Raw genomic sequence first — 24,774 nt, 5'->3', positions numbered from 1 at the left:
AAAGTGTAATGAAATAGAGTTACTTATGGATGATAAGAATAGCAATGAATCACTAGATAAGCGCTTAGATGACGCTTTTGATAAATACACCAAATTCCCATGGTGGCTACCCATCAGCGCACTTGCTTTGGTGGCGCTTGGGCTGGTGCTGGGCTTGGGTATTGGGCGTGTGTCTGATGGTGACAAAGCATCGAATGACAATGTGGTCGGCGCTTCGGTTAAGTCATTGGACAGCCAAGAAGCCAACACCGCACCAGTCATGTCGGTTGAGGCGATCACGCCAAGCAGTGCCATCATCTCTGATGCCATCGATGCCAGTGGTATCATCGCAGCGCGTCACACCGCTCAGGTCAGTGGACGTGTGACGGGCGCTGCGATTGAGCAGGTGCTGGTCGAGGTGGGCGATCAGGTGCGTGCAGGGCAGGTGCTTGCCATATTGGACGCATCATCATTCAAAGACTCACACATCCAAGCTCAGGCAGATCTCGATCAAGCGATTGCCAGCGCCGAGAAGGCACATGCCGACCTTGCGCGTACCGAGCCGTTGCTGCAGATAGATGCGATCAGCCGTCAGCAGGTAGATACCTACCGCACAGCCGCTAAGCAGGCAGATGCCACGGTGGTTGCCGCCAAAGCGAAGATGAATAATACCGCCACCAGCCTTAATAATACTAAAATCACCGCGCCAGTCTCAGGCATCATCAGCGAACGCCAAGCTCAGGTGGGCGTGCTGACCAGCGGCAATCCTTTATTTACCATCATTAAAGACGGTGCGCTTGAATGGCAAGCGACACTTGCACCGAACAATGCCGCCAAGATCAACATCGGTCAAGAAGCAACCATCATGGCAGGGAATATGCCCATTGTCGGCAAAGTCATCCGCCTGTCACCGACCGCTAATCAGGGGCGTGAGATGACGGTGCATGTCGCCATTCCCCAAGGCGCGCCGCTAAGTGCTGGCATGTATCAGACGGGTAAATTCGTCCTAAGCCAGTCCAGTGCACCCGCCGTGCCAACTTCTGCCATCATGACGACCGATGGTTATGATTATGTGTGGTCGCTGATGTCAACAGATCAAGCCGAAGGGCTGTATAAAGTAGTGCGCACCAAGGTGGATATCCTAGGCTATGACAGGGATAAAGCCGCGACCAACTTACCGCCAGATGCGCTCATCGTCGCAAAAAGCGCAGGATTTCTAGCGGAAAACGACATCGTGCGTGTGGCGACAGTCAATGCCAATGCGCCACACTCATCCAGTCATCAGGCAGCGGGGCGGTGATGAACTTTTCGGCTTATTCTATCAAAAACCCCTTGATAGCGATCTTGATATTCACGCTCATGACGGTGGGTGGGATTTTGGGTTTTCGCGCGATGAAAATCCAACAGTTCCCTGACATCGATGTTCCTGCTGTCATCGTTACCGTCTCTTATACAGGGGCGTCTCCTGCCCAGTTAGAGACAGACGTCGCCAAAAAAATCGAAAACCAAATCACCGGCATCGAAGGCGTCAAGCACATCCGCTCTACTCTGCAGACGGGCGTTGTGACCATTCATACCGAATTTACCCTAGAAAAAGACCTATCAGAAGCGGTGAATGACGTACGATCAGCACTTGATGAGATCGCAAGCGACTTACCTGCCGCTGCCGAAGAACCTGTCATTACCAAGGTCTCAACCGCAGGATTCCCTGTGGTGAGTTACTCTGTAGCATCTGATAACATGAGTGAAGCCGAGCTGTCATGGTTCGTGGATGATACGCTGAATAAACGCCTTGCCAACATTAACGGTGTGGGAACGCTCAGCCGTGTGGGCGGTATTGAACGTCAAATCATCATCACGCCCGATGTTAATAAATTAAACGGCTGGCAGCTTCCCATTACAAATCTGTCTCAGCAGATCAGCGCTTCCCAAAAAGACAGCTCAGGCGGCGAGGCCAAGGTTGGTGGCGGCGTTCAGACCATCCGTGTATTAGGCTCTGCCAAGAGCGTAAGAGAGCTTGCAAGCCTAGAGATGGTCACACCTGCAGGCGGGGTGGCACTAGGACAACTTGCTGACATTAAGGACGCTCACGCCGATCCAAAAAGCCGAGCCATCTTAGATGGCCAAACGGTCGTAGCGCTATCCATCACGCGTTCACGCGGTGCTAGCGAAGTGCAGATGGTTGAAGATGTAGATCAAGAGCTTGCCAAACTCGCCCAAGAGATGCCACACATCAAAATCCAAAAAATCTACGACAACGCCGAGCCAGTCGCCGAAGATTATCATGCCAGCATGAAGATGCTGATTGAGGGCTGTATTCTTGCGGTGGTTGTGGTGTTCTTGTTCTTACGAGACTGGCGGGCGACATTGGTGGCGGCAGCGGCTTTGCCTTTATCCATCATTCCTACTTTTTTGATGATGTGGATATTTGGCTTTAGTTTGAATATCATCTCATTGCTTGCTTTGTCGCTTGTCATTGGTGTGCTTGTCGATGATGCCATCGTTGAAGTTGAGAACATCATGCGCCATCTGCACATGGGTAAGACACCTTATGAGGCAGCCATGGAGGCGGCGGATGAGATTGGGCTTGCGGTCGTGGCGACGACCTTCACACTGATTGCGGTGTTTTTGCCAACGGCGTTCATGAGTGGCGTTGTTGGGCAGTTTTTCTCTCAGTTTGGTTGGACGGCGGCGATCAGTGTGTTCATCTCATTATTGGTGGCGCGACTTGTCACGCCGATGATGGCGGCTTATATCCTAAAACCAAAACGACATAAAGAAGAAACATCTGGCGCAATGACGAAGCGTTATCTGTCTGTTGTTAGATGGACGCTGAACCATCGTGCGATTACGTTGGTTGCGACGATTGTACTGTTCATTGGTTCATTGAGTATTGCCAAGATGCTGCCTGGTTCGTTCTTGCCGCCAGATGACAGCAACCAAACCCAAGTCACGCTTGAGCTTACGCCTGATGCGACTTTGGATGATACCACGCGCATCAGTCAGATGACAGCGCAGGCGGTCAGTCAGGTGGATGGTGTAAGTTCTGTGTTTATCTCGGCAGGCAGTGAAAATACTGCAACCTTGAACATTCTGCTTAACCCACGCAGCGAACGCCTAAGCAAAACCGACATCGAAAATGCCATCGCTGAAGCGGTAAAAGACGTGCCATCAGCCCGCTTCGTGGTGGGGTTGTCAGCGACGGGGGATTCAGGGTATGGGTTCTCGTTGATGTCGGACAATCCTGAACTGCTTAACCAAACGGTCAATGAGACCATCAAGCAGATTCAGTCTCTACCCATGGTGTTGTCAGTCACCAGCAATAGACCGCTTGCCAAGCCTGAGCTTAGCGCCATTCCAAACACTGTCATGATGGCGGATAAAGGCGTGACGACCAGTGATCTGGCGGATACTTTACGTGTGGCGACGATGGGTGATTATGAACAAGCATTGTCCAAGTTAAATCTAGACACACGCCAGATCCCTGTCGTGGTGCGCCTGTCTGATGAATCTCGTGCGGACATGAACGTACTGAGTAGTCTGTATGTGCCAAGCAGCACCAGTGAAGCCGGCGCTGTGAAGCTATCAGAAGTGGCGACTCTAAGACATGCCATGGGGGAAGCTGAAATTCGCCGTCTGGATCGTATGCGCAGCATTAAGATTACGGTGCAATCTGAAGAAGAGCTGGGTGAGGTCATCAATACGGTGAAAAATCTGCCAATCCTACAAAACCTACCAGAGGGAGTGAATGCCATCGATGAGGGGCAGGCAGACAGCATGGCGGAGCTGTTTACAGGCTTTGCCATTGCCATGAGCGTGGGTATTTTCTGTATCTTTGGGGTGCTGGTGCTGTTATTCCATAAGGTGCTACAGCCTTTTACCATCTTGATGGCATTGCCGTTGTCGATTGGCGGTGCGTTCATTGGCCTAGTGGTTACGGGCGCAAGTTTGTCCATCTCATCCTTGATTGGCTTTATTATGCTTATGGGCATCGCAACCAAGAACTCAATCTTGCTCGTGGACTACGCCATCATCGCCGAGAAGGCAGGGCTGCAGCGACTTGATGCGATATTAGACGCCTGCAAAAAACGCGCCAGACCCATCATCATGACCACCATCGCCATGGGCGCAGGGATGTTGCCGCTCGTGTTCGGTTGGGGTGGTGCGGATGCGACGTTTCGCCGTCCGATGGCGGTTGCAGTATTGGGCGGTCTCATCACGTCGACTTTTTTGAGCCTTGTGGTAATTCCTGTGGTCTATACTTTGATGGATGATTTGGGCAGATTCTTTAAGCGTAAAAGATCCGCCCAATCAGCGTCATAAATTGGAGCGATGATGGATTTATTGTTTGTGCAACCTAAGACAGAACACAGGAAGACTGTGGTTGATTTTGTGCGCGCATTTGATGAACATGGTCAGCCGTTAATTCATGGTACTGATGAGTTGTCAGCGTTTGATGTGTTACATGATGCCGACGCTTATGATGATTGGCTAAGCTATGTCTATGCACCGAAGGGTACCAATCGATTTGGCTATGATAAGATGCCAAGTTCAATATATCTTGCCTTATATGGCGATGGCGTGGTGGGCATGTTGAATCTGCGCCACGAGCTTAATGAGTTCTTAGGAATGTATGGCGGTCATATTGGTTATACCACGCATCCTGATTTTGAGGGGCGAGGTGTTGCGACTTCGATGCTGGCATTTGGCGTGCAGACCTTGAACGAACTTGGCGTGAGTGATGTGTTGGTAACGTGTAGCGATGATAATGTCGCGAGCGCAAAAGTCATCGAAAAGTGCGGCGGCGTGCTAGAGCGCATAATCACACCTGATCAGCCATTTGAATATGGTCGCGCCATGAGAAGATATTGGATAAGAAAATAAGTAAGGATTGATGATGATTTATACCACGAATGAGGTGGCGAACCGTGTGCTAAATTTTTGGTTCGATGCGGATAATAAGCCGTTTTGGTTTGCCAAATCTGATGAATTTGACCATAAAATCGCTGAGCAGTTAAGATTTGATCGATCAGGCGAGAGCGGGCGAGCTCTGGGGCTGGCGTACTGATCATTATGGCAGATTAGCGGAGATCATTATCCTAGATCAGTTTAGTCGCAATGTCTATCGCGACACACCAAAGGCATTCGCCGCCGATGATTTGGTGCTTATTTTGGCTCAAGAGGCGGTGGCTTTGGTGGGCTGTAACGAGTTGCCGGTGGATTTTCGGATATTTGCCGCCATGCCGTTCATGCACTCAGAGAGTCTAAGCATACATGAGCGTGCGGTGGATATTTTTGAGCGGATTGGTGATGCCGTGACGCTTGACTTTGAGCATCGACATAAGGACATCATCGAGCGTTTCGGTCGTTACCCACATCGTAATGAGATATTGGGCAGGGAAAGCACGGCTGAAGAATTAGAATTCTTAAAAGAGCCTAATTCGTCGTTTTAGCACTTTACCATCGCCAAATAACCCTCATGCAGCCGCTCAAGCTGTACATACAGTTCATCTAGCGTACCACCATTATCCACCACGTCATCGGCCACTGCCAGCCGTTGTTGGCGTGTGGCTTGCTTGGCGATGATGGTCTTAACGTAGGCGATGGGGTCTTGATGGTGTGACAGCTTGATTTGGTCGCGCTTGGTCGCGCGGTCTATTTGGGTAGACTCAGGAACATCCACGACCAGAATCCTGTCACACAGCTCGGCTAAGTTTGGGGATTTTGCCATGCCTTCGACCAAAAGCGGCACCGATAAGATACAATAGGTAGACGTGCTCTTTGTAAGGGCGTCTTTGATTTGTGCTTGAATGTGTGGATGCGTGATAGCGTTTAGGGTGGTGATGGCAGCAGGATGCTTTAGGATGTGTTCACGCATGGCGGCGCGATTGTAGTTGCCATCACTATCTATGACCCAGTCGCCAAAAGCTTCCTTCAGCTCATCCAGCACAGGACTGCCTTTAGCGGTGATGGCATGAGCGATGACATCAGCATCGACCACGTCTATACCCCGCATGGCGAACCAGTCACTCACTGCGCTCTTACCGCTGCCAATCCCGCCCGTCAATCCGATGATTAATTCACTCATACATCCTCCAATGCTTAAGCTGGTAAGTCAATCAAGCCAACGTTTAGCCCAGTGCTAACACGCCATACCACGACCATATCTTCTCGCCGTATAATAGTGAAAACAAGCCGCCCATCGCCAAATAAGGCCCAAAGGCAAAGGCTTCCTCATCTTGTCGATATTTATTAATGATGCCTGCGATCACACCAAGCAGTGCAGCGATAAAGACAATCATCGGCAAGTAGAACATCCCGAGCCATGCGCCAAGCAAGCCAAGCAGCTTAGCATCACCAAGCCCCATACCATCCTTTCCCGTGATGACCTTGAACAATGCATTAATTCCCCAAAACACCACAAAGCCCATCACTAGCCCCCAGATGGCAAGACTTGGCGTGGTAAAGACATGTTGAGTGTTGGCGATCAGACCGACTATGCCAAGCGGCACAAGTAGGCGATCGGGCAGCAGCTTGGTGTGATAATCAATTCCTGATAAAGCAACCAAATACCACAAAAAGATCAGCGCCAGCCCCGCCTGAATGCTCACACCAAAATGATGAACGATGAGTATTGATAACACCGCCGTTAAGAGCTCCGTGACGGGATAGCTTAGGGATATCTTTGCTTGGCAGGATGCGCAGCGACCACTCAGAAGTAGGTAGCTAATTACGGGAATGTTGTGCTGCCAAGCGATGACGGCTGTGCAATGTGGGCAGCGTGATCGTAGGGTGGATGGATTGGGTGAAGGGTTGGGCTGATAGTGCGCTTGAACGTCGTTCTTGGTGGCGTCCTTGAGTGCTTCATCTGCTGCGATAAATTCGCTGATCTCATGTCGCCATTCGCTCAGCATGGTCTTAGGCATGCGATGAATCACGACATTGATAAAGCTACCAACGATGAGCCCTAATATCCCTGTCATTATCAAAAATAGCGCATGGTTTTGGGTGAGAATGTTTAACAAATCAATCATGATACACTCGCCCCGATTTGAAAAATTGGCAAATACATCGCAATCACAACTCCGCCCACGATGATGCCAAGTATCACGATGATGATGGGCTCGATCAGGCTGGTTAATCCGTCGATCTGTTCGCTGACTTCATTGTCATAATAATCGGCGACTTTATTTAGCATCTCGGTGAGCTTGCCGGATTCTTCACCCACGTCGATCATCTGCACGGTCATCGGTAGGAATAGTGTACTTTGTCTCATGGATTGGCTGAGTCTTTGACCGCTATTTACTTTGGTGCTGATGTTGTTTAGCTCCTTGATGAATGCGTGATGGTTGGTGGCTTTGGCGGATAAATCCAGCGCGGCTAATAGTGGAATGCCCGCCTCAAAAGTCGTGGCAAGCGTCCTTGAGAATCGTACCAAGACCGCTTTTTTTATTAATGGAGCAATCAAAGGCAATTTCAGGGCGATGTTATCAAGCCAAAGTTTGACCTTGCCTGTTTTTTTGTTGTACCAAATAAGACCAAGGCTAATGGCAAGCACGCTTATTACAATCCACCAAAAATTAGCCACCAGTCCATCGGATAACGCCATGATAAATCGAGTCGGCAGTGGCAAGCTCTCGCCCATCTCGTTAAATGTCTTGGCAAAGATAGGCACAACTTTTACCAATAAAATCACCGTTACAGCGATGGCGACAATGCTAACAAGCGCAGGATATTGCAAGGCTTTTTTGAGTTTGTTTTTTAGGACCTCAAGGCTTTCTTGGTGACTTGCGATGCGATCTAGCATGGTGTCTAGCGCGCCCGACTGTTCGCCTGCCTGCACCAAAGCGATGGATAATCGGCTAAATGCTTTATGCTTGCCAAGCGCATTGGCGAAGTTGGAGCCTGATTCGATGTCTGTTTTTATTTGGTTGATGATGGTGCTAAATGCAGGGTTTTTGCTGTTTTGGTTGGTGATGTCAAGTGCTTGGATGAGCGGGATACCTGCCGATAGCATGGTGGTAAGCTGACGGAAAAACAGGGTAATTTCTAGCGATTTTATTTTGTTGGTGAAATTTGGTAAAAACGGCTTTTTTTGGCTAAGTCTTGGGCGTGTAATACCTTCTTTTTGCAGCTTTAATCGAGCAAGCTGCAGGGTGGCGGCATTGATTTCGCCCGTTACTTTTTTGCCTTGTGCGGAGATGCCTTTATAGCTAAAGGTTTTATCTTTGGGCTTATTTATTTGGCGCAGCTTGGCTGTTTTGATGGATTTAGGCACCTGTGAGACGCTCCATCTCTTGTAGGCTTGTGATGCCGCTGATGACCTGATGCATGGCAGATTGTCTAAGGGTCATCATGCCGTGTTCTTTGGCAAATTCGCTAAGTGCCTGAGTCGGCGCGTCGCTCATGATGAGCGTGGCGAGCTTAGGGGTGATGGGCAGCATCTCATAGATGCCTATGCGTCCTTTGTAGCCGTCTTTGCATTGATGGCAACCGACGGGCTTATATAGCTTGGCTGTGCCGATTTGATCTGGGCTAAAGCCAAGCTCAATCAGGCTTTGGGCAGGGATGTCTAAGGGCTGCTTACAGTCACCGCACAGACGGCGGACGAGCCTTTGGGCGATGATGAGACTTAGAGAGCTTGCGATATTAAAGGTTGCCACGCCCATGTTCTTTAGGCGAATGATGGTGTCGATGGCAGAATTGGTGTGTAATGTGGACAGCACCAAGTGGCCTGTCTGAGCCGCCTTAATGGCAATCTCTGCGGTCTGTGCGTCGCGAATCTCGCCCACCATGATGACGTCGGGATCTTGACGCAAGAAAGCTCTTAGCACATCAGCAAAGTCAAGCCCAATCTTTGGGTTGATATTGACCTGATTGATGCCATCTAGGTGAATTTCCACAGGGTCTTCGACGGTTTGGATGTTAATCTCGGGTCGATTTAGGATGCCAAGCGCGGTGTATAGCGAGATCGTCTTACCAGAGCCTGTCGGGCCTGTGATGACGATCATGCCTTGAGGACGGTTTAGTGCATCAAGGAACAGCTGTTTTTGGGCATCATTCATGCCGAGCGTATCAATGCCGATTAGGGCTTGGGCAGAATCTAGTAGCCTTAAGACGATCTTCTCGCCAAAGAGTGTGGGCGTGGTACTGACACGAAAATCAACCGATTTGCCTTCATGCAGGGGAAATTTGATGCGTCCATCTTGCGGCTTTCGTCGTTCGGCAATGTCTAGACGTGCCATGACTTTTAGGCGGGTACTGATTTTATTGCCTGAAGCCTTGGGAGGGTTTGCGATGGTCTGCATGATGCCATCAATGCGAAATCTTACCCGATAATGCTTATCGAACGGTTCAAAATGAATGTCTGATGCACCCATGATGATGGCATCACTTAATGTCTTGTGGACGAATTTAACGGTCGGCGCATCAAGCATTGTCTCACCGTCATTATCGGGCAGTTCATGATCGTCCTCGCCAAGCTCTAGCACCGCGCCTAGATGCAGGCTTTGCATGATGCGTACGAGTTTATTCTCATCGACCAGAACGGGCGTGATGTGCGCATTGGTTGCAAAGCCAAGCTCGCTCATTGCTTGCGTGCGTGTCGGGTCACTGGTGGCGATAAAAATTTGCCCATCGCGCTGACCAAGGGGTAAAACCTCGTGGCGTGCAATGAGCGCATCATCAAGCAGATGCAAGGGCAGCTCTTTGATGTTAAATTTATCCAAATCCACCAAGTCTATGCCCAGACTCTCAGATAAAGTCTTGGCGATCACATCGGAGGACAGTACGCCATGTCGCACTAGATGGCGAGCAAGGCTAATCTGCGCGGCACTAGCGTCATCAATGGCAGCCCCAAGCACGTCATGATTGATGAGTGCTTTATCTAGTATAATTCGAGCAAGTCCTGTGGTGGTGTGGTTCATGGATTAACAATTTTATAAGTATTGTTGTAATATACTATATTTGCTGTGATTTGACAGCACATTGGCTGAAATTTTTATGCTTTGAGATTGACATGAGACGAAAAACACACAATTTTATGTGTGTAATGACAATAAAATGCGTTATAATAATGCGTTTAAATGATTTTTGACCATGCCGACCGCTTGGCGCATCAACAAAGAACAAAGAGAGTGCAATATGGCAAAGTATGTCATTGGCAATTGGAAACTAAACCCAGCAACGCTAACCGAAGCAGTAGCATTGGCTCACGCCATGAAGGGCGTGGCGGACAATTCAAGCTGCCATTTGGGCTGTGCGCCAACTTTTTTGCATCTTGGTGCGGTCACTGACATCCTAAAAGACTCATCTGTTTGGGTGGGTGCGCAGGACGTATGTGCTTTTGGTGAGATAGGTGCATTCACAGGCGACGTGTCAGCGGCACAAGTGACGGATTTGGGCGCCAAATTTACCTTGATCGGTCATTCGGAGCGACGCACCTACCATGCAGAATCCAATGAGATGCTTGCCAAAAAAATCACCCAAGCCTTCCAATCAGGTCTGGTTGTTGTGCTGTGCGTGGGCGAGACAAAAGATGAATACGAGAGCGGTCAGACCCTAAGCGTGCTTGATCAGCAGCTGTCTGTACTAGATGGTCTAAATGCACCAGCCGATCAGCTACTGATCGCGTATGAGCCTGTATGGGCGATTGGCACGGGTTTAACCCCGACCGTTGATGAAGTGGCAGTCACGCATCGCCACATCAAGAACCAGCTGACTAAGCAAGGCTTGGTAGATATCAGCGTGCTATACGGCGGCAGTGTGAATGATAAGAACGCCAAAGACTTCGCTGCTTGTGATGTCGTTGATGGTGCATTGGTGGGCGGCGCTTCGTTAAAGGCAGATAGCTTTACAGTCATCGCACAGGCATTTAGCTGATCTTTGGGTTGTCTTTATATAGTTTATTTATAGTGGTTTTATTATGTTTACAGTATTATTAGCGGTTCATATCATCGTGGCGATCGTCATGGTTGGATTTATTTTGCTTCAGCATGGTAAGGGTGCAGATGCTGGCGCGTCATTTGGCGCAGGTGCGGCAGGCACGGTATTCGGTGCGGCAGGCTCGGCCAACTTCATGACGCGCATCACGGCTGTGCTTGCGACCGTGTTTTTTATCACCAGTCTTGCCTTGGCATGGTATGCGCAGCGTGAAGCAGAAGATCAGCTTCGTCTTGATGTGCCGACCGCTCAGAGTGCTCCTGCTACCACGGTGCCAACCCAAGCGCCAAGTGCGCCAGCAGGCGAGTGATTTGTTGATAATTTTAGTTTTTTCGCTTGATATTTTAAATAATACTCGTTAAAATAAGCACCTATTTTGCGATCGTGGTGGAATTGGTAGACACGCTATCTTGAGGGGGTAGTGCTTCACGGCGTGAGGGTTCAAGTCCCTCCGATCGCACCAAATATTAGCTGTTAGGCAGCATTAATTAAACTGAATGTTGAACACTTTTATGAATTTCAAAAAAGTCTTGACAAAATCAAAATGCATGCTATAATAGCGGTCTAAATTGATGCGGGGTGGAGCAGTCTGGTAGCTCGTCGGGCTCATAACCCGAAGGTCGTTGGTTCAAATCCAGCCCCCGCTACCACTTTTTAAAATCCTTATTTTGGTTTTATTTTATAAAATAAGGTGTCTTACGATCTAGTAGAATTTATATAGATAATAAGGCTAGGCTGATTGACGATTAAAGCCCACTAACGCGTTTTGTGGGTTTTTTTGTATTTGTCGTTTAGTGATGCTACAATACAAGCAGCCATATTTAACCAAGGATACATGAAAATACATGAAACCATCGAGTAAAATTGCTGAATTGACCGAGTTAATCGCTCCGGCGGTGAACGCCTGTGGCGTTGAGCTTTGGGGTATTGAGTTCATGCCACAAGGTCGCAAATCTTTGCTAAGAATTTATATCGAAGTCAGCGCTGAGCAGCGTGCTAATGGCGAGCATGTGACCATTGAGGATTGTTCTGCGGTCAATCATCAGGTGTCAGGCGTATTGGATGTGCATGACCCTATCGCAGGCGAGTATATTTTAGAGGTCTCAAGCCCTGGTTTTGACCGTCCGTTATTCAGCCCAGAGCAGGTGGCGTTATTTGTTGGTGAGATTATTAATTTGCGCCTGATTCATGCCATCGGACAGGGCGACACTAAGCGCCGCAAGGTCGTGGGTCGTCTGCTTGAGGTGGGCGAGACGAGCATGAAGGTCGTCACCGAAGATAAGTTAGAATTTGACATTGAATTTAATAATGTGGATAAAGCTCATCTGATTTATGAAGATTGAGTCAATAACATAAAACCAACCAACCAAAATTAACCCAAAGGATCGAAGATGAGCCGTGAAATTTTAACCGTTGTTGAGACGGTCAGTAACGAAAAAGGGCTAAATCCTGAAGATATTTTTGAAGCGATTGAGCAAGCCTTAGTCGTATCTACCAAGAAAAAAGTCTATACCGAGCAGCCAGAAGTGGCGATTCGCGTGGCGATTGACCGTAAGACTGGCGATTATGATACTTATCGTTATTGGACGGTGGTCGCTGACGAAGATCATGAGATGCCAGCTTGTCAGCTTGCCATCAGTGATCTTGATGAGAATGAATGGAAGATCGGCGACATCAAAGAGGAACAAATCGAGTCTATCGAATTTGGCCGTATCGCCGCCACCCAAGCCAAGCAAGTCATCATTCAAAAAATCCGTGAGGCCGAGCGTGCTTTGGTTGCCGATGCTTTTGAAGCTCGTGTGGGAGAACTCATCACAGGCGAGGTCAAAAAACAAAGCCGTGATGGTTATGTGATTGACTTAGGCGACAATGCAGAGGGTTATCTGCCAAAAGACCAAGCATTGCCTCGTGAAATGCTGCGTCCAAAATCACGCGTGACCGCACTGCTGCATCAAGTGAATCGTGACGGTCGTGGTTCACAGCTGCTGCTGTCTCGCACGCACAAAGACATGCTGGTTGCTTTGATGACCAAAGAAGTACCAGAAATCAGCGAGGGCATCATTGAGGTGCGTGATGTGGCTCGTCTGCCAGGTCTGCGCGCTAAGATTTCTGTTAAGACGAACGACCATCGTATCGATCCAGTAGGCGCGTGCATCGGCATGCGTGGTACTCGCATCCAAGCAGTACAACAAGAGCTTGATGGTGAGCGCGTGGATGTGGTGGTATGGAGCGATGATCCTGCTCAGTACATCATCAGCGCCCTTGAGCCTGCTGACGTATCTAGCCTGGTGCTAGACGAAGATGCTAAGACTGCCGACATTATCTTTGCGACCAATGACCAACTTGCTCGCGCCATCGGTTCTCAAGGTCAAAACGTACGTCTGGCATCTGATTTAACAGGCTACAAGCTAAACATGATGCTAGAGTCTGAATATCTAGAGCGCCAAGCATCAGAATCTCAAGGCTATATCGACCTATTCTATGAGCGTCTAGAAGTCGATCGTGATCTGGCAGAAGCTTTGGTTGAGATTGGCTTTACCAGCATCGAAGAAGTGGCCTATGTGCCAGTTGAGACTTTCCATGACATCGAAGGTCTTGATGACGAAGCGATCGCCACCATCCAAGAACGCGCCAAAGAAGTTGTTATCGCTGATGAGCTTGAAAAACAAAAGAACATCAAAGAGCCAAGTGCTGAGCTGCTTGCGCTAGAAGACATGACGACTGAGATCGCTTATAAGCTGTCTGAGCGCGATATAATTACGCTAGACGACTTGGCAGAACAAGCAGTCTTTGACATCGAAGACATTGAAGGGCTGGACAGTGAACTTGCAGGCAAGATCATCATGAACGCTCGTAAATCGTGGTTCGAATAACCATGCGCGCCACTGGTGTGAGTGCCTTGTGATGGGTACATTTAATTAAGTCATTGCCAAAACACCTAATTTTTTGAGTGATTTGGCAAGCAATAAGACAACAGGCGACGACAAGTCGCCCTTGCCAAAACACAAAATCAGGTGAATACATGACAGATACCAATAAAGATAATAAACGTATTAGCATTAAATCAAAAACCACATCTACTGCCAAAGTAACTGGTACATCAGGTAAAGCAAAAGCGGTCAATGTCGTCAAAACAAAAAAGATCGTTTTTGAGAAGCCAGATGCCAACAAAATCGCTGAAGAAGTCGCCGCTCAGGCCAAAGCTGCTGAAGAAGCACGCCTAAGAGCTGCCGAAGAAAAACAGGCTGCTGAACGCAATAAACAAGAAGCTGCCGAACGTCAAGCTGCTACCCTTGCCGCCATGCGCGCAAGCAGCAATGATCAAGAAAAAACCACCTCATCATCAATATCTGTTGTCGTCAAAAAAGCCAAAAAAGACGACGAAGCTACTGATGATAAGTCTGATAAAGCTGACAACAAAGCCAAGAAACCTACACCAAAACCTGCCAAATCAGAAACTGCTGAAGACAAAGCAGCCCGTAAGGCTCGCGAAGCTGAAGAAGAGAAGCTGCGTCAATTAGAAGCAGAAAACCGCCGCAAAGCTGCCGAAGAAGCGCAAAAACGCACGCTAGAGCAGATGAAGCAGATGGCAAGCCGTTATAGCGACAAAGAAGACAACTCAAGCATCATCGTTCGTAAAGACGAGCCGCTTGCCAAAGGTCTGGTGGGTGCAGCACTTGAAGAATCTTTTGAAAAAGAGCGTCGCGAGATTAAGCGTGGCACTAACACCAACTCTAGCCGTTCAAAAGGCGGCAAGAAAAAAGGCAGAGAAGAGCTCGAGATCAAGACCAAGCAGCGTGGACTAAAATCATCTCAGTCAGGCAAGCATAAGTTTGAGATGCCTGTTGAGAAGATTGTCTATAATGTTGAAGTTGGTGAATCGATCGTTGTTTCTGACCTTGCTCAGAAGATGGCGGTTAAGGTTCGCGAGGTCATCAAATCACTCATGAAAATGGGTGAGATGGTTCGTGAATCTGACACCATTGACCAAGACACGGCAGGTCTTGTGGTTGAAGAATTTGGTCATAACTTGGTGTTGGTGTCTGATACCAAGCTAGAAGACGACCTTCAAGAGGCTGTTGATGAGAAATCAGGCAACGTTCAAGCGCGTCCACCTGTTGTGACTATTATGGGTCACGTTGACCATGGTAAGACTTCATTGCTTGATAAGATCCGCGAAGCGAAAGTGGCAAGCGGTGAAGCTGGTGGTATTACTCAGCACATCGGTGCGTACCATGTTACAACCGATCGTGGTGTAATTACCTTCCTAGATACCCCAGGTCACGCCGCCTTTACCGCCATGCGTTCTCGTGGTGCGCAGGCGACCGATATTGTTGTGCTTGTCGTCGCGGCTGATGATGGCATGATGCCACAGACCGAAGAGGCGATTGACCATGCGCGCGCAGCAGGCACGCCATTGATTGTCGCCATCAACAAGATGGATAAAGATACCGCCGATCCAGATCGCGTTATCAACGAATTGGCAGTAAAAGAAGTTGTGCCTGAGGCGTGGGGCGGCGATGTACCAATGGTGCAAGTCTCTGCCAAGACAGGCATGGGCGTCGATGATCTATTAGAAACCATCAGCATTCAGGCAGAAATCATGGAGCTCGAAGCCCCTGTTGAGGGTGCGGCACAAGGTGTGGTGATTGAGTCACGCATTGACAAGGGTCGTGGTGCGGTGGCAAGCTTACTTGTCAAAAAAGGCACGCTCAACCAAGGCGATCTGGTTCTGGCTGGCGAATTCTATGGTAAAGTGCGTGCGATGACCGATGAGAATGGCGATCGCATCAAGACCGCAGGACCATCCATTCCTGTGGAAATCTTGGGCTTGCCTGATGCTCCGATGGCAGGCAGTGAGTTTTTGGTCGTGTCTGATGAGAAAAAAGCCCGTGAGGTGGCAGATTTTCGTGCGGCACGTGAGCGTGATCGCGTTCTAGAGCGTCAGAATAAGATGCGCCTAGATACGCTGTTTGAGAGCATGGGTAATGATATTGCGACCTTGAACATTATCCTAAAAACCGACGTTCGTGGTTCGCTCGAAGCGCTGCTTAGCGCCCTTGAGGAGCTCTCAACTGATGAAGTTAAAGTGCGTGTTATCAGCTCAGGCGTTGGTGCCATCACAGAATCTGACGTGATCTTGGCGGAATCTAGTGAAGCTGTACTTCTTGGCTTTAACGTGCGTGCCGACACGGCAGGTAAGCGTAAAGCTGATGAAGCAGGCTTAGATATTCGTTACTATAGCGTCATCTATGGTCTGATCGATGACGTGAAAGCTGCGATGAGCGGTATGTTGGCACCAGAGCATCGTGAGAAGATCTTGGGTACCGCTGAGGTTCGTGACGTGTTCCGCTCTAGTAAGTTTGGCGCGGCAGCAGGTTGTATGGTTCAAGAAGGTACCATCTACCGCAACAAGCCAATCCGCGTTCTGCGTGATGACAAGGTAATCTTCACAGGTCAGCTACAATCACTGCGTCGCTACAAAGACGACGTCAATGAAGTTAAAGCAGGCATGGAATGTGGTCTGGCAGTCAAAGGTTATGAAGTGGCAGTGGGCGATAAGATCGAGGTCTTTGAGGTTCACGAAGTTAAGCGCCAGCTGTAAGACAAAGCAACAAAACACCCCATAATTTGGGGTGTTTTTTTATGTCAAAAATTCAGCAAGCGGCTGATAAAGTCTAGAATTTAGAGACTGGAATTATGGGCTAAGATTTGGCATCACCAATCATTCATCTTACTTACCATCAATCAGTACATCATTGGCGATGAGCGTTTCGTCGCCTTTGACATCCAGTACTTCTTTTTTCAGCTCGGTGGTAAAGATGTGTTCTTTGCTGATGGTCTTAGCGTCAAGGCTGACATCTTCGATGGCGTGTGTGCTTTTGGTGACGGTGGCAGTCTCACGAGACAGCAAAATCTCAACAGAGCCATCGAGTGCCAAACTTTGCATTTTGCCATTGATGCTGATCTGGGCGTGCGTGTTAGCGGTGTTGTCGATGATGTCGATCAAAGCATCATCGCTCACAGGTTTATGATGATTGAGCGGTGAGTTGTCTTCTTTATAAGTGATGACAAGGTATTCTTCGGTCAAAGTGATGGGCAGATTCACCGTGCGAGAGCGGGTCTGCTTTGAAAGCACCACTTTGCCTGTGCTGACTCTGTCCTTGTGAATGTGGGCACGCTCTTCTAAGAGTTCGAGCACTTGTGGGTCGGTGAGTGTGTTGTCGTTGATGTCTTTTGTCATGTGATTTTTCCTTAAATTTAAAATTGATCTGCTGTTGGTAAATTGTGATGCTGGTCGCTGGTAAATAATTAAACAAATAATAAACGATGATTAAACGATGATTTTCATCTAAAAAAGCCAGAGCGATAACTCTGGCTTTTCGATTACTTTCGTGTCTTTGGCATGATGCCAAACTCATCAGTCAATCATAGACCACGAGCGCGACGTACTTCATCAGCAGTGATGCCTTCGTAGTTCACGACATTGCCGTGTCTGTCCACCACATTACCTAGGTCATCGACATTCAGCTCTTCACGCTGGATGGTTTCTAGGATGGTCTCAGTGCGAGTGTCAGTGGTTTTGCCTAGGGTGATCTCTTCGGTTACATAAGTTTGCTTGCTGACATTAGCACGCTCAGCTTCTAGCTCAACGCTGATGGTGTCTGCGCCTAGATCATCACCGATGCGACGGTCTGTTGGGCGATCTGCCGCTACACGCTCGATGTGTGCATGCTCTTCTTCTAGGTCAACTTCTACACGACGCTCTTCGGTCACGACATGCTTGCCTAGGCTTACGATGCCAGCGACGATGCGGTCTTTATTGACAGTCAGACGCTCTTCAAGCAGCTCTAGCGTGTTTGGCGCTGTGTAGTGTGCTTCGTTTAGGTCTAGGCGGCTTTCAGCTGGTAGTGTGTCGGCAGCATAGAATGCACGGTCTTTGTTGTATTGCTCTTCGTAGCTGTACACATAGTCACGGTCATAAGCTTCCATCGCTTCGACTTGATCTTTGGTTAGGCTGTCGAAATATACTTCATCGCCTACAATGCGAGACAGACCTGCTGGTACTAATACTTCTTTTGAGAAGAACCAACCGCCAGCGTCCACAACCAAATAGCGAACTTTACCAGTATCAACTTCTACCAATACATCTTCTACTTTACCAATTTTTTCTTGTCCAATGCCATATGCGGTCTTGCCGATAGGGTTGTAATAGCCTTCACCTAAAACTTCACTGTTGGTGGTTTCAATGTCATGTAAACGAACTAGCTTGCTCATAATGTGTTCCTTATTCAAATTCAAAATTTAATGTCGTAAATTGCTGTTGCAATTCATCAATGATTTGCGTTTTGGGCATCGGTCTTAATCGTTAATTTGATGCCTTTTTTATATGACTCCAAGTAATCATATGACTCCAAGTAATCAACAAAGTTAAGAAATCATATTCTCCATCCGGTCACTGTAGGACAACTTCATGTGTCCTAGTATAGGCGATTCAAAATTTAATAATAGGCGTTTTTTGTCAAAAAATAGGGCAGTTTTTTTGGCATTTTACGACCCAAGGTAAATCAATGTAAACTTGCGTAAATTCTGTATGGGTTTGGGTGGTTGTGTAATCGGGCTGTTATTTGTGGGTGCTTTTTTAACGGATTTTTATCGGTCAGCGAAGCAGTTTGGGGATTTTTAGCTGGATTTTAGCTTAAATTTGCTAATTTCATGACAAATTTAAAAGCCAATTTAGCGATTGATGGATTTTAAATGTGCGGGAGGCTTAGTCTTTGGCGTGCGTTGTTGGCATAAATGAGCTATACTATGTCGCAACTGGCGTGATTTAAGATTAAATTAACATTTAATGGCAAATTCAATAAAAATGCGCCACGGTTATTTAATTAAAAACTGTTGTTTGATTAAGCTTTAAACATTTATAATGATTTAATCATTTCAACAATTTCCAACTGATTTTAACCGATTAAAAGAGGCAATGATGAACCAACGATTACAACGACTCTCCGACCAAATCCAGCGTACGCTTTCTGTGCTGATTCGCGATGAGATTAATGACCCGCGTTTGACTGGTTTTGTCACCATCTCTGGCGTCAAAGTCAGCCCTGATTTGGGTTATGCGGATGTTTATGTCACCATTTTGGAGCCATCTCAAGATGGTGGCATGAATAAAGAAGCACATCAAGAAAGCATCAATGTGCTTAAAAATGCAGCAGGCTTTTTGCGTACCGAGCTGTCACACACCATGAAGACTCGTACCACGCCACGCCTACGTTTTCATTATGATGAAGTTACCGCTCACGGCAATCACATGATGAATCTGGTCAGTCAAGCCATGCAAAAAACTGGCGAATCTGAGGCTGGCGATACGGATAATTCTTAATGTCAAAACAGATCGTCTCGGGTGTATTATTACTGAATAAGACCATCGGCATCAGCTCCCATTCAGCTCTTGCCCAAGCCAAACGCTTGTTTATGTCAGCAGATTTTGACAGCAAAAAAGCAGGTCATACAGGCACGCTTGACCCCATGGCGACAGGGCTTTTGCCGATTTGCTTAGGGGATGCGACCAAGTTTAGCAGCTTTGGGCTAGATGCTGATAAGGGCTATACCGCGATTATCAAACTTGGCGAGCAGACCGACACAGGCGACAAAGAAGGGCAAGTCATCGCCCAGCAGGATATTGTGCCCTTTGACGAGCAGGGGCTTGATGAATTGGCTTGCGATTTATTGGGCGAACAACAACAAACCCCGCCCATGTACTCCGCCCTAAAAAAAGACGGCAAAAAGCTCTACGAATATGCCCGAGATGGTATCGAGATAGAGCGACAGCCACGCCTCATTATCATTCATCATTTGGCTTTAAATAAATTAAGCAATGATGAAATCGCCCTTGATGTCATCTGTTCTAAAGGCACTTATGTGCGCGTGCTTGGCGAGACGATAGCTGAACGGCTTGGCACGGTGGGGCATTTGACCGCTTTGCACCGCACCAGCACAGGCGGATTTGACGTGTCGGATGCGATAAGCGTCGATGAGCTTTCAGATTTATCTTTTGATGAGCGCTTTGGCAAACTGCTACCGATAGATGTACTGCTTGATCATTTGCCTATTGTTAAACTGACAACGGACGAAACAGCACGCATCAAAATGGGGCAGCGGCTTAATATCAAAGACCGTATTGGTGATTTGGTGTTTGATGCTGATGTTCTACAAGTGCGTCTGTATTGTGATGATAAGTTTATCGGGCTTGGACAGGTGGAGAGAAATGGACGGCTGCAGCCTGTGAGAGTCATTTCAGCTTAGAAATATTGCTGAGTTGTGTGTGGTTTTGTTTTGATTTTCAAATGACATTTTTGAATTTCCATGATATAATGAAAATTCATGCCAATAGGCTTAGGCAGGCTTTAGCAATGCAATGCTTGCCCGAATTATTTCGCATTGCTCATATAGGAATTTAGTTATGCTAACTAATCAAGATCGTATCGACATCATCGCAAAATACAAGCGCGCTGAGAATGACACTGGTAGCCCAGAAGTACAAGTTGCACTTCTAACTGCTCGTATCAACGACCTACAAGACCACTTCAAAGCCCACAAAGCTGACCATCACAGCCGCCGCGGTCTTATCCGTATGGTTAACCAACGTCGTAAACTTCTAGACTACCTAAAAGGTAAAGATCTAAATCGTTACACTGATTTGATCGCATCTTTGGGTCTACGCCGTTAATTTTAAAATTAGCTCGGCTAATTTTTACCAAAAACGGTGTGCGTTTGCGTGCCGTTTTTGTCATTTTATGTTTATTGTGGACAGTGGTCTTAGAACTCTAAGAAATGTTTTATAAATCAAATAATTACAGTTAAAACATCTCTTAGGGCTTTAAACCGTGTCCAAGTTTATTAAAGGAAATACTATGTTTAATATCATTCGCCAAGAATTCCAGTATGGCAATCAACAAGTTGTTCTAGAGACGGGCCGTGTTGCTCGTCAGGCCAATAGTGTACTCGTTCACATGGGTGACGTGTCGGTATTGGTGGCGGTTGTTGTTCGTCCAGAAGCAGTTGCAGGTCAGAACTTCTTCCCATTGACTGTCAACTACCAAGAAAAAATGTACGCATCAGGTAAAATCCCTGGTGGCTATGGCAAGCGTGAAGGTCGTGCGTCAGAGTTTGAGACGCTAACCAGTCGTCTGATTGACCGTCCGATCCGTCCGCTATTCCCAGAAGGCTATGTGAACGAAATTCAAGTCACTGCGACCGTCATCTCATCAGGTAAGACCCAAGATGCAGACATCGCAGCGATGATTGGTACTTCTGCAGCACTTGCCATCTCTCCTGCACCATTCAACGGCCCAATCGGTGCAGCTCGTGTCGGCTTCATCAATGGCGAATACGTACTAAACCCAAATCATGCTCAAATGAAAGAAAGCCAACTTGACCTAGTGGTTGCTGGTACGAAGGCTGCTGTGCTAATGGTTGAATCTGAAGCGGACGAGCTGTCAGAAGATCAAATGCTGGGCGCGGTACTATACGGTCACGGTCAGCAGCAAGTTGTGATTGAAAATATCAACGCGTTTGCGGCTGCGGTTGGTAATGCTAAGGCTGAATTTGTCGCGCCTGCGATCAACGAAGAGCTAAACGCACAGCTAAAAGATCAATTCACCGCCAAGGTGAGCGAGGCGTACACCATTACTGTTAAGCAAGATCGCTATGCACGTCTAGACGAACTAAAAGATGAAGCATTGGCTCTAGCAGGCGATGAGACAGCAGAAGATTATGCGGATAAAGTTGCTCAGATCAAAGAGCTGTTCGAGACTCTAAAATATCGCACCGTACGTGACAACATCCTATCAGGCAAGCCACGTATCGATGGACGTGATCTAGAGACTGTACGTGCGCTTGACATTCAAGTGGGTGTGTTGCCTTATACGCATGGTTCTGCGCTATTTACTCGTGGTGAGACTCAGGCGCTGGTAACCACCACGCTAGGCACCAGCCGTGACGTGAACTTGGTGGACAGCCTGTCAGGCACTAAGCAAGATCACTTCATGCTACACTACAACTTCCCACACTATTCAGTGGGCGAGACCGGTCGTGAAGGCGGTCCAAAACGCCGTGAAATCGGTCATGGTCGCCTAGCACGTCGTGGTGTTCAAGCCATGTTGCCAGCAGCTGAACGCTTCCCATACACCATCCGCGTGGTATCTGATATCACCGAATCGAACGGCTCATCATCGATGGCATCGGTCTGTGGAGCATCTTTGTCGTTGATGGATGCAGGCGTACCGCTCAAAGCACCTGTGGCAGGCATCGCCATGGGTCTGGTCAAAGAGGGCGACCGTTTTGCGGTATTGTCAGACATCTTGGGCGATGAGGACCATCTGGGCGACATGGACTTTAAAGTAGCAGGTTCGGTCAACGGCATTACCGCTTTACAGATGGACATCAAAATCGAAGGCATCACCGCCGACATCATGGAGCAAGCTCTACGCCAAGCCCACGCTGGTCGTATCCACATTCTAAATGCCATGAACGAAGTGATCGCAACTTCTCGCACAGAGATCAATGCATACGCACCGAACTACGCGACCATCGAGATTAACCCAGAGAAGATCCGTGATGTGATCGGCAAAGGTGGTGCAACCATCCGTGCCTTAACTGAAGAGACTGGCGCGACTGTAGATATTGATGATAACGGTGTAATTCGCATCTTTGGTGAATCTAAGGCATCTACCCGTGCCGCCATCGCTAAGATTGAGGCGATCACCGCTGAGGTTGAACTAGGCACGATCTACACAGGTACGGTTGCTCGTATCGTTGAATTCGGTGCGTTCGTGACCATCCTGCCAGGTACTGATGGTCTAGTGCATATCAGCCAAATCTCTGATGAGCGCGTAGAGAATGTCAGCGACTACCTAAAAGAAGGTCAAACTGTTAAAGTTCAAGTGCAAGACATCGACAATCGTGGTCGCATCAAACTCACCATGAAAGGCATTGAGCAATAATAAGCGAATTGAACTTACAAAACCGTCCTTCATAGGGCGGTTTTTAGAAACTGTTAGCCAAAATTATAATATTAGGATGTGCTAATGACGAATTTTATTAATCAAACCACCATTCTTGCTGACTGTGTTGGACAGACGCCATTGGTGAAGCTGTCTCGGCTTGCCAACGACACAAGCGCAACGCTACTTGCCAAGCTTGAAGGTAATAACCCAGCAGGCTCGGTCAAAGATCGTCCTGCTTTTAGCATGATTGACCAAGCCGAAAAACGTGGCGACATCAAGCCTGGCGATACACTGATCGAGGCGACAAGCGGCAACACCGGCATTGCGCTTGCCATGGTCGCAGCCATGAAAGGCTATAAGATGACGCTTATCATGCCAAAAAATTCCACCCAAGAGCGTAAAGATGCAATGACCGCCTATGGGGCGACATTGATCGAAGTGGAGCAGGGCATGGAGGAGGCGCGTGATTTGGCGCTACAGATGCAGGCTGATGGGCTTGGTATCGTGCTAGATCAGTTCAATAACGACGATAACAAAGAGGCTCATTATCTGACCACAGGTCCTGAGATTTGGGCGCAGACTGACGGCAAGATAACGCATTTTGTCAGTTCGATGGGTACGACAGGCACCATCATGGGCGTATCAAAATACCTAAAAGAACAAAACCCCGACATCCAAGTCATCGGATTACAGCCTGATGAGCATTCAAGCATTGCGGGCATCAGAAGATGGCCGACAGAGTATTTGCCGGGGATTTTTGATGCATCATTGGTCGATACTCTGATGGATGTCAATCAAAAAGACGCTGAGATCTATATGCGTAAACTTGCCAAAGAAGAAGGTGTGTTCTGCGGTGTATCAAGTGGCGGCGCGGCTTGGGCGGCGCATCAGATCGCCAAGAACAACCCTGATGCCATCATCGCATTCATCGTCTGTGACCGTGGTGATCGTTATTTATCAACGGGTCTGTTCGGTGTGATTGATTGAGCCAAACATAGGAGAGTGCATGAATACCGCAAGCCCAATTCTGGTTTTTGATATTGAGACGATTCCTGATGTTGAGACGGGAAGACGTCTGTATCCTGAGCTAAAATACTTGTCAGACGATGATGCTTTGACCGCACTCATCGCCTTGCGTCAAGCCGAGGCGGGCAATGACTTTATGCGTTTGCCTTTGCATAAGATTGCTTGTTTGTCATTCTTGTGGGTGGAAAATGGGGAGTTCTCACTGCACTCACTTGCGCTGGATCGATTGACTGAAGCAGATATTCTAAGAAAGTTCTTTCGCGCGTTTGCCAAAAAGCCCGTGCTGGTCAGTTGGAATGGCTCAGGGTTTGACGTCCCTGTACTGCTATACCGCGCACTGCATCATAAGATCAGCGCACCTGCTTTGTTTAATTCAGCGAACAAGCCAGATTATCTGTATCGCTATGGTGAGATGCATGTTGATTTGATGGATAAAATGTCGCTGTATAATGGCTACAGCAAGCAAAAGCTCGATACCATCGCTGCTCTGTGCGGCTTTGCAGGCAAAGGTGAGATTGATGGTTCTCAAGTTGTGCCGATGGTGCAAAGTGGCGACTGGCAGAAGCTGACCACGTATTGTGAATCGGACGTGCTTAATACTTGGCTTATTTACCTTAGATGGTTGATTTTGACTGGTAAGGCAGACCTTGATGGCTGCGAGATGATGATTGAGCAGACGCATGAGTTCGTCTCAAAAATCAAAAATCCTGATGACACACTGCGCCACGAGCGATTCTTAGATGCTTGGCAATAATAAAAAGACACCCAATGATGATTGGGTGTCTTTTTATTGGATTAAAAAATCTGAGTTTAGATT

At 47.9% G+C, this 24,774-nt stretch carries 19 protein-coding genes, 2 tRNA genes and 2 pseudogenes; 17 read left to right on the top strand and 6 right to left on the bottom strand.

The window, feature by feature from the left end:
- Positions 1 to 25: 25 nt before the first annotated feature.
- The 4 genes and pseudogenes from DYD54_RS09950 to DYD54_RS09935 all read left to right on the top strand — a co-directional run bounded on the left by DYD54_RS09950 (position 26) and on the right by DYD54_RS09935 (position 5,432).
- Positions 26 to 1,279 carry an efflux RND transporter periplasmic adaptor subunit gene (locus DYD54_RS09950; RefSeq protein WP_063514746.1) on the top strand — a complete coding sequence of 418 codons (1,254 nt, stop codon included), beginning with the start codon at positions 26 to 28 and terminating at the stop codon, positions 1,277 to 1,279.
- Positions 1,279 to 4,302 (top strand): efflux RND transporter permease subunit, encoded by a 3,024-nt coding sequence (locus tag DYD54_RS09945; protein WP_063514745.1) that lies wholly within the window; start codon positions 1,279 to 1,281, stop codon positions 4,300 to 4,302. Before DYD54_RS09950 ends, DYD54_RS09945 begins: the two co-directional genes overlap by 1 nt.
- Before the next feature lie 12 nt (positions 4,303 to 4,314).
- The gene (locus DYD54_RS09940; protein ID WP_063514744.1) at positions 4,315 to 4,863 is read left to right on the top strand and encodes a GNAT family N-acetyltransferase; all 549 of its coding nucleotides are present in this window, start codon (positions 4,315 to 4,317) and stop codon (positions 4,861 to 4,863) included.
- 13 nt (positions 4,864 to 4,876) lie between these two features.
- A pseudogene (locus DYD54_RS09935) lies at positions 4,877 to 5,432 on the top strand (DUF924 family protein).
- On the opposite strand, the gene coaE reads toward DYD54_RS09935, so the two are convergent.
- Genes coaE through pilB form a run of 4 tightly spaced genes read right to left on the bottom strand, consistent with a single transcriptional unit; the run spans position 5,429 to position 9,905 of the window.
- Positions 5,429 to 6,067 carry a dephospho-CoA kinase gene (gene coaE, locus DYD54_RS09930; RefSeq protein WP_063514743.1) on the bottom strand — a complete coding sequence of 213 codons (639 nt, stop codon included), beginning with the start codon at positions 6,065 to 6,067 and terminating at the stop codon, positions 5,429 to 5,431. The pseudogene DYD54_RS09935 and the gene coaE overlap by 4 nt on opposite strands.
- Positions 6,068 to 6,110: 43 nt before the next feature.
- Entirely contained in the window at positions 6,111 to 7,013 is a 903-nt protein-coding gene (locus DYD54_RS09925; RefSeq protein ID WP_063514742.1) for a prepilin peptidase, read from the bottom strand.
- Positions 7,010 to 8,257 carry a type II secretion system F family protein gene (locus tag DYD54_RS09920; protein WP_084260702.1) on the bottom strand — a complete coding sequence of 416 codons (1,248 nt, stop codon included), beginning with the start codon at positions 8,255 to 8,257 and terminating at the stop codon, positions 7,010 to 7,012. The genes DYD54_RS09925 and DYD54_RS09920 overlap by 4 nt, the downstream gene beginning before the upstream one ends.
- Positions 8,250 to 9,905 (bottom strand): type IV-A pilus assembly ATPase PilB, encoded by a 1,656-nt coding sequence (gene pilB, locus DYD54_RS09915; RefSeq protein ID WP_063514741.1) that lies wholly within the window; start codon positions 9,903 to 9,905, stop codon positions 8,250 to 8,252. The genes DYD54_RS09920 and pilB overlap by 8 nt, the downstream gene beginning before the upstream one ends.
- A 217-nt stretch (positions 9,906 to 10,122) precedes the next feature.
- On the opposite strand from pilB, the gene tpiA reads away from it, so the two are divergent.
- From tpiA to infB, 7 genes and pseudogenes are all read left to right on the top strand, one after another.
- Complete coding sequence (gene tpiA / locus DYD54_RS09910; RefSeq protein ID WP_063515049.1) at positions 10,123 to 10,860, top strand: triose-phosphate isomerase; 738 nt, start codon at positions 10,123 to 10,125, stop codon at positions 10,858 to 10,860.
- Between the two features lie 43 nt (positions 10,861 to 10,903).
- Positions 10,904 to 11,230, top strand: coding sequence for a preprotein translocase subunit SecG (gene secG, locus DYD54_RS09905; RefSeq protein WP_063514740.1), 327 nt, complete (start codon positions 10,904 to 10,906; stop codon positions 11,228 to 11,230).
- Between the two features lie 68 nt (positions 11,231 to 11,298).
- A tRNA-Leu gene (locus DYD54_RS09900) sits at positions 11,299 to 11,383 on the top strand.
- Between the two features lie 110 nt (positions 11,384 to 11,493).
- Positions 11,494 to 11,570: transfer RNA gene (locus DYD54_RS09895), tRNA-Met, on the top strand.
- 195 nt (positions 11,571 to 11,765) lie between these two features.
- The gene (gene rimP, locus DYD54_RS09890; RefSeq protein ID WP_063514739.1) at positions 11,766 to 12,263 is read left to right on the top strand and encodes a ribosome maturation factor RimP; all 498 of its coding nucleotides are present in this window, start codon (positions 11,766 to 11,768) and stop codon (positions 12,261 to 12,263) included.
- Between the two features lie 48 nt (positions 12,264 to 12,311).
- Positions 12,312 to 13,793, top strand: a complete 1,482-nt coding sequence (nusA, locus tag DYD54_RS09885; protein ID WP_063514738.1) for a transcription termination factor NusA — start codon at positions 12,312 to 12,314, stop codon at positions 13,791 to 13,793.
- A gap of 176 nt (positions 13,794 to 13,969) precedes the next feature.
- Positions 13,970 to 16,525: pseudogene (infB, locus tag DYD54_RS09880) on the top strand (translation initiation factor IF-2); the annotation flags it as partial.
- Positions 16,526 to 16,654: 129 nt separating this feature from the next.
- On the opposite strand, the gene DYD54_RS09875 reads toward infB, so the two are convergent.
- Together DYD54_RS09875 and DYD54_RS09870 are read right to left on the bottom strand one after the other, a co-directional pair.
- Positions 16,655 to 17,164 carry a YsnF/AvaK domain-containing protein gene (locus DYD54_RS09875; protein WP_063514737.1) on the bottom strand — a complete coding sequence of 170 codons (510 nt, stop codon included), beginning with the start codon at positions 17,162 to 17,164 and terminating at the stop codon, positions 16,655 to 16,657.
- Positions 17,165 to 17,349: 185 nt separating this feature from the next.
- Complete coding sequence (locus DYD54_RS09870; RefSeq protein WP_172459612.1) at positions 17,350 to 18,201, bottom strand: DUF2382 domain-containing protein; 852 nt, start codon at positions 18,199 to 18,201, stop codon at positions 17,350 to 17,352.
- Between the two features lie 703 nt (positions 18,202 to 18,904).
- Between DYD54_RS09870 and DYD54_RS09865 the strand changes: the two genes are divergently transcribed.
- From DYD54_RS09865 to DYD54_RS09840, 6 genes are all read left to right on the top strand, one after another.
- On the top strand, positions 18,905 to 19,306 hold the full coding sequence (locus tag DYD54_RS09865) for a ribosome-binding factor A (protein ID WP_063514735.1): 402 nt from the start codon (positions 18,905 to 18,907) through the stop codon (positions 19,304 to 19,306).
- On the top strand, positions 19,306 to 20,229 hold the full coding sequence (gene truB, locus DYD54_RS09860; RefSeq protein WP_063514734.1) for a tRNA pseudouridine(55) synthase TruB: 924 nt from the start codon (positions 19,306 to 19,308) through the stop codon (positions 20,227 to 20,229). Before DYD54_RS09865 ends, truB begins: the two co-directional genes overlap by 1 nt.
- 157 nt (positions 20,230 to 20,386) lie before the next feature.
- A complete protein-coding gene (gene rpsO, locus DYD54_RS09855) occupies positions 20,387 to 20,653 on the top strand; it encodes a 30S ribosomal protein S15 (RefSeq protein ID WP_036367197.1) in 267 nt (88 codons plus the stop codon).
- 184 nt (positions 20,654 to 20,837) lie between these two features.
- A complete protein-coding gene (gene pnp / locus DYD54_RS09850; RefSeq protein ID WP_063514733.1) occupies positions 20,838 to 22,928 on the top strand; it encodes a polyribonucleotide nucleotidyltransferase in 2,091 nt (696 codons plus the stop codon).
- 84 nt (positions 22,929 to 23,012) lie between these two features.
- Complete coding sequence (gene cysM / locus DYD54_RS09845; RefSeq protein ID WP_063514732.1) at positions 23,013 to 23,918, top strand: cysteine synthase CysM; 906 nt, start codon at positions 23,013 to 23,015, stop codon at positions 23,916 to 23,918.
- A 19-nt stretch (positions 23,919 to 23,937) separates the two neighbouring features.
- Positions 23,938 to 24,711: a 3'-5' exonuclease gene (locus DYD54_RS09840; RefSeq protein WP_063514731.1), complete on the top strand. Its 774-nt coding sequence runs from the start codon at positions 23,938 to 23,940 to the stop codon at positions 24,709 to 24,711.
- Positions 24,712 to 24,774 lie beyond the last annotated feature (63 nt).

It is taken from the genome of Moraxella ovis, assembly GCF_900453105.1.
Classification (GTDB): domain Bacteria; phylum Pseudomonadota; class Gammaproteobacteria; order Pseudomonadales; family Moraxellaceae; genus Moraxella; species Moraxella ovis.
Note: the sequence above shows the minus strand (reverse complement) of the source record. Positions and strands in the feature narration are given on the sequence as shown.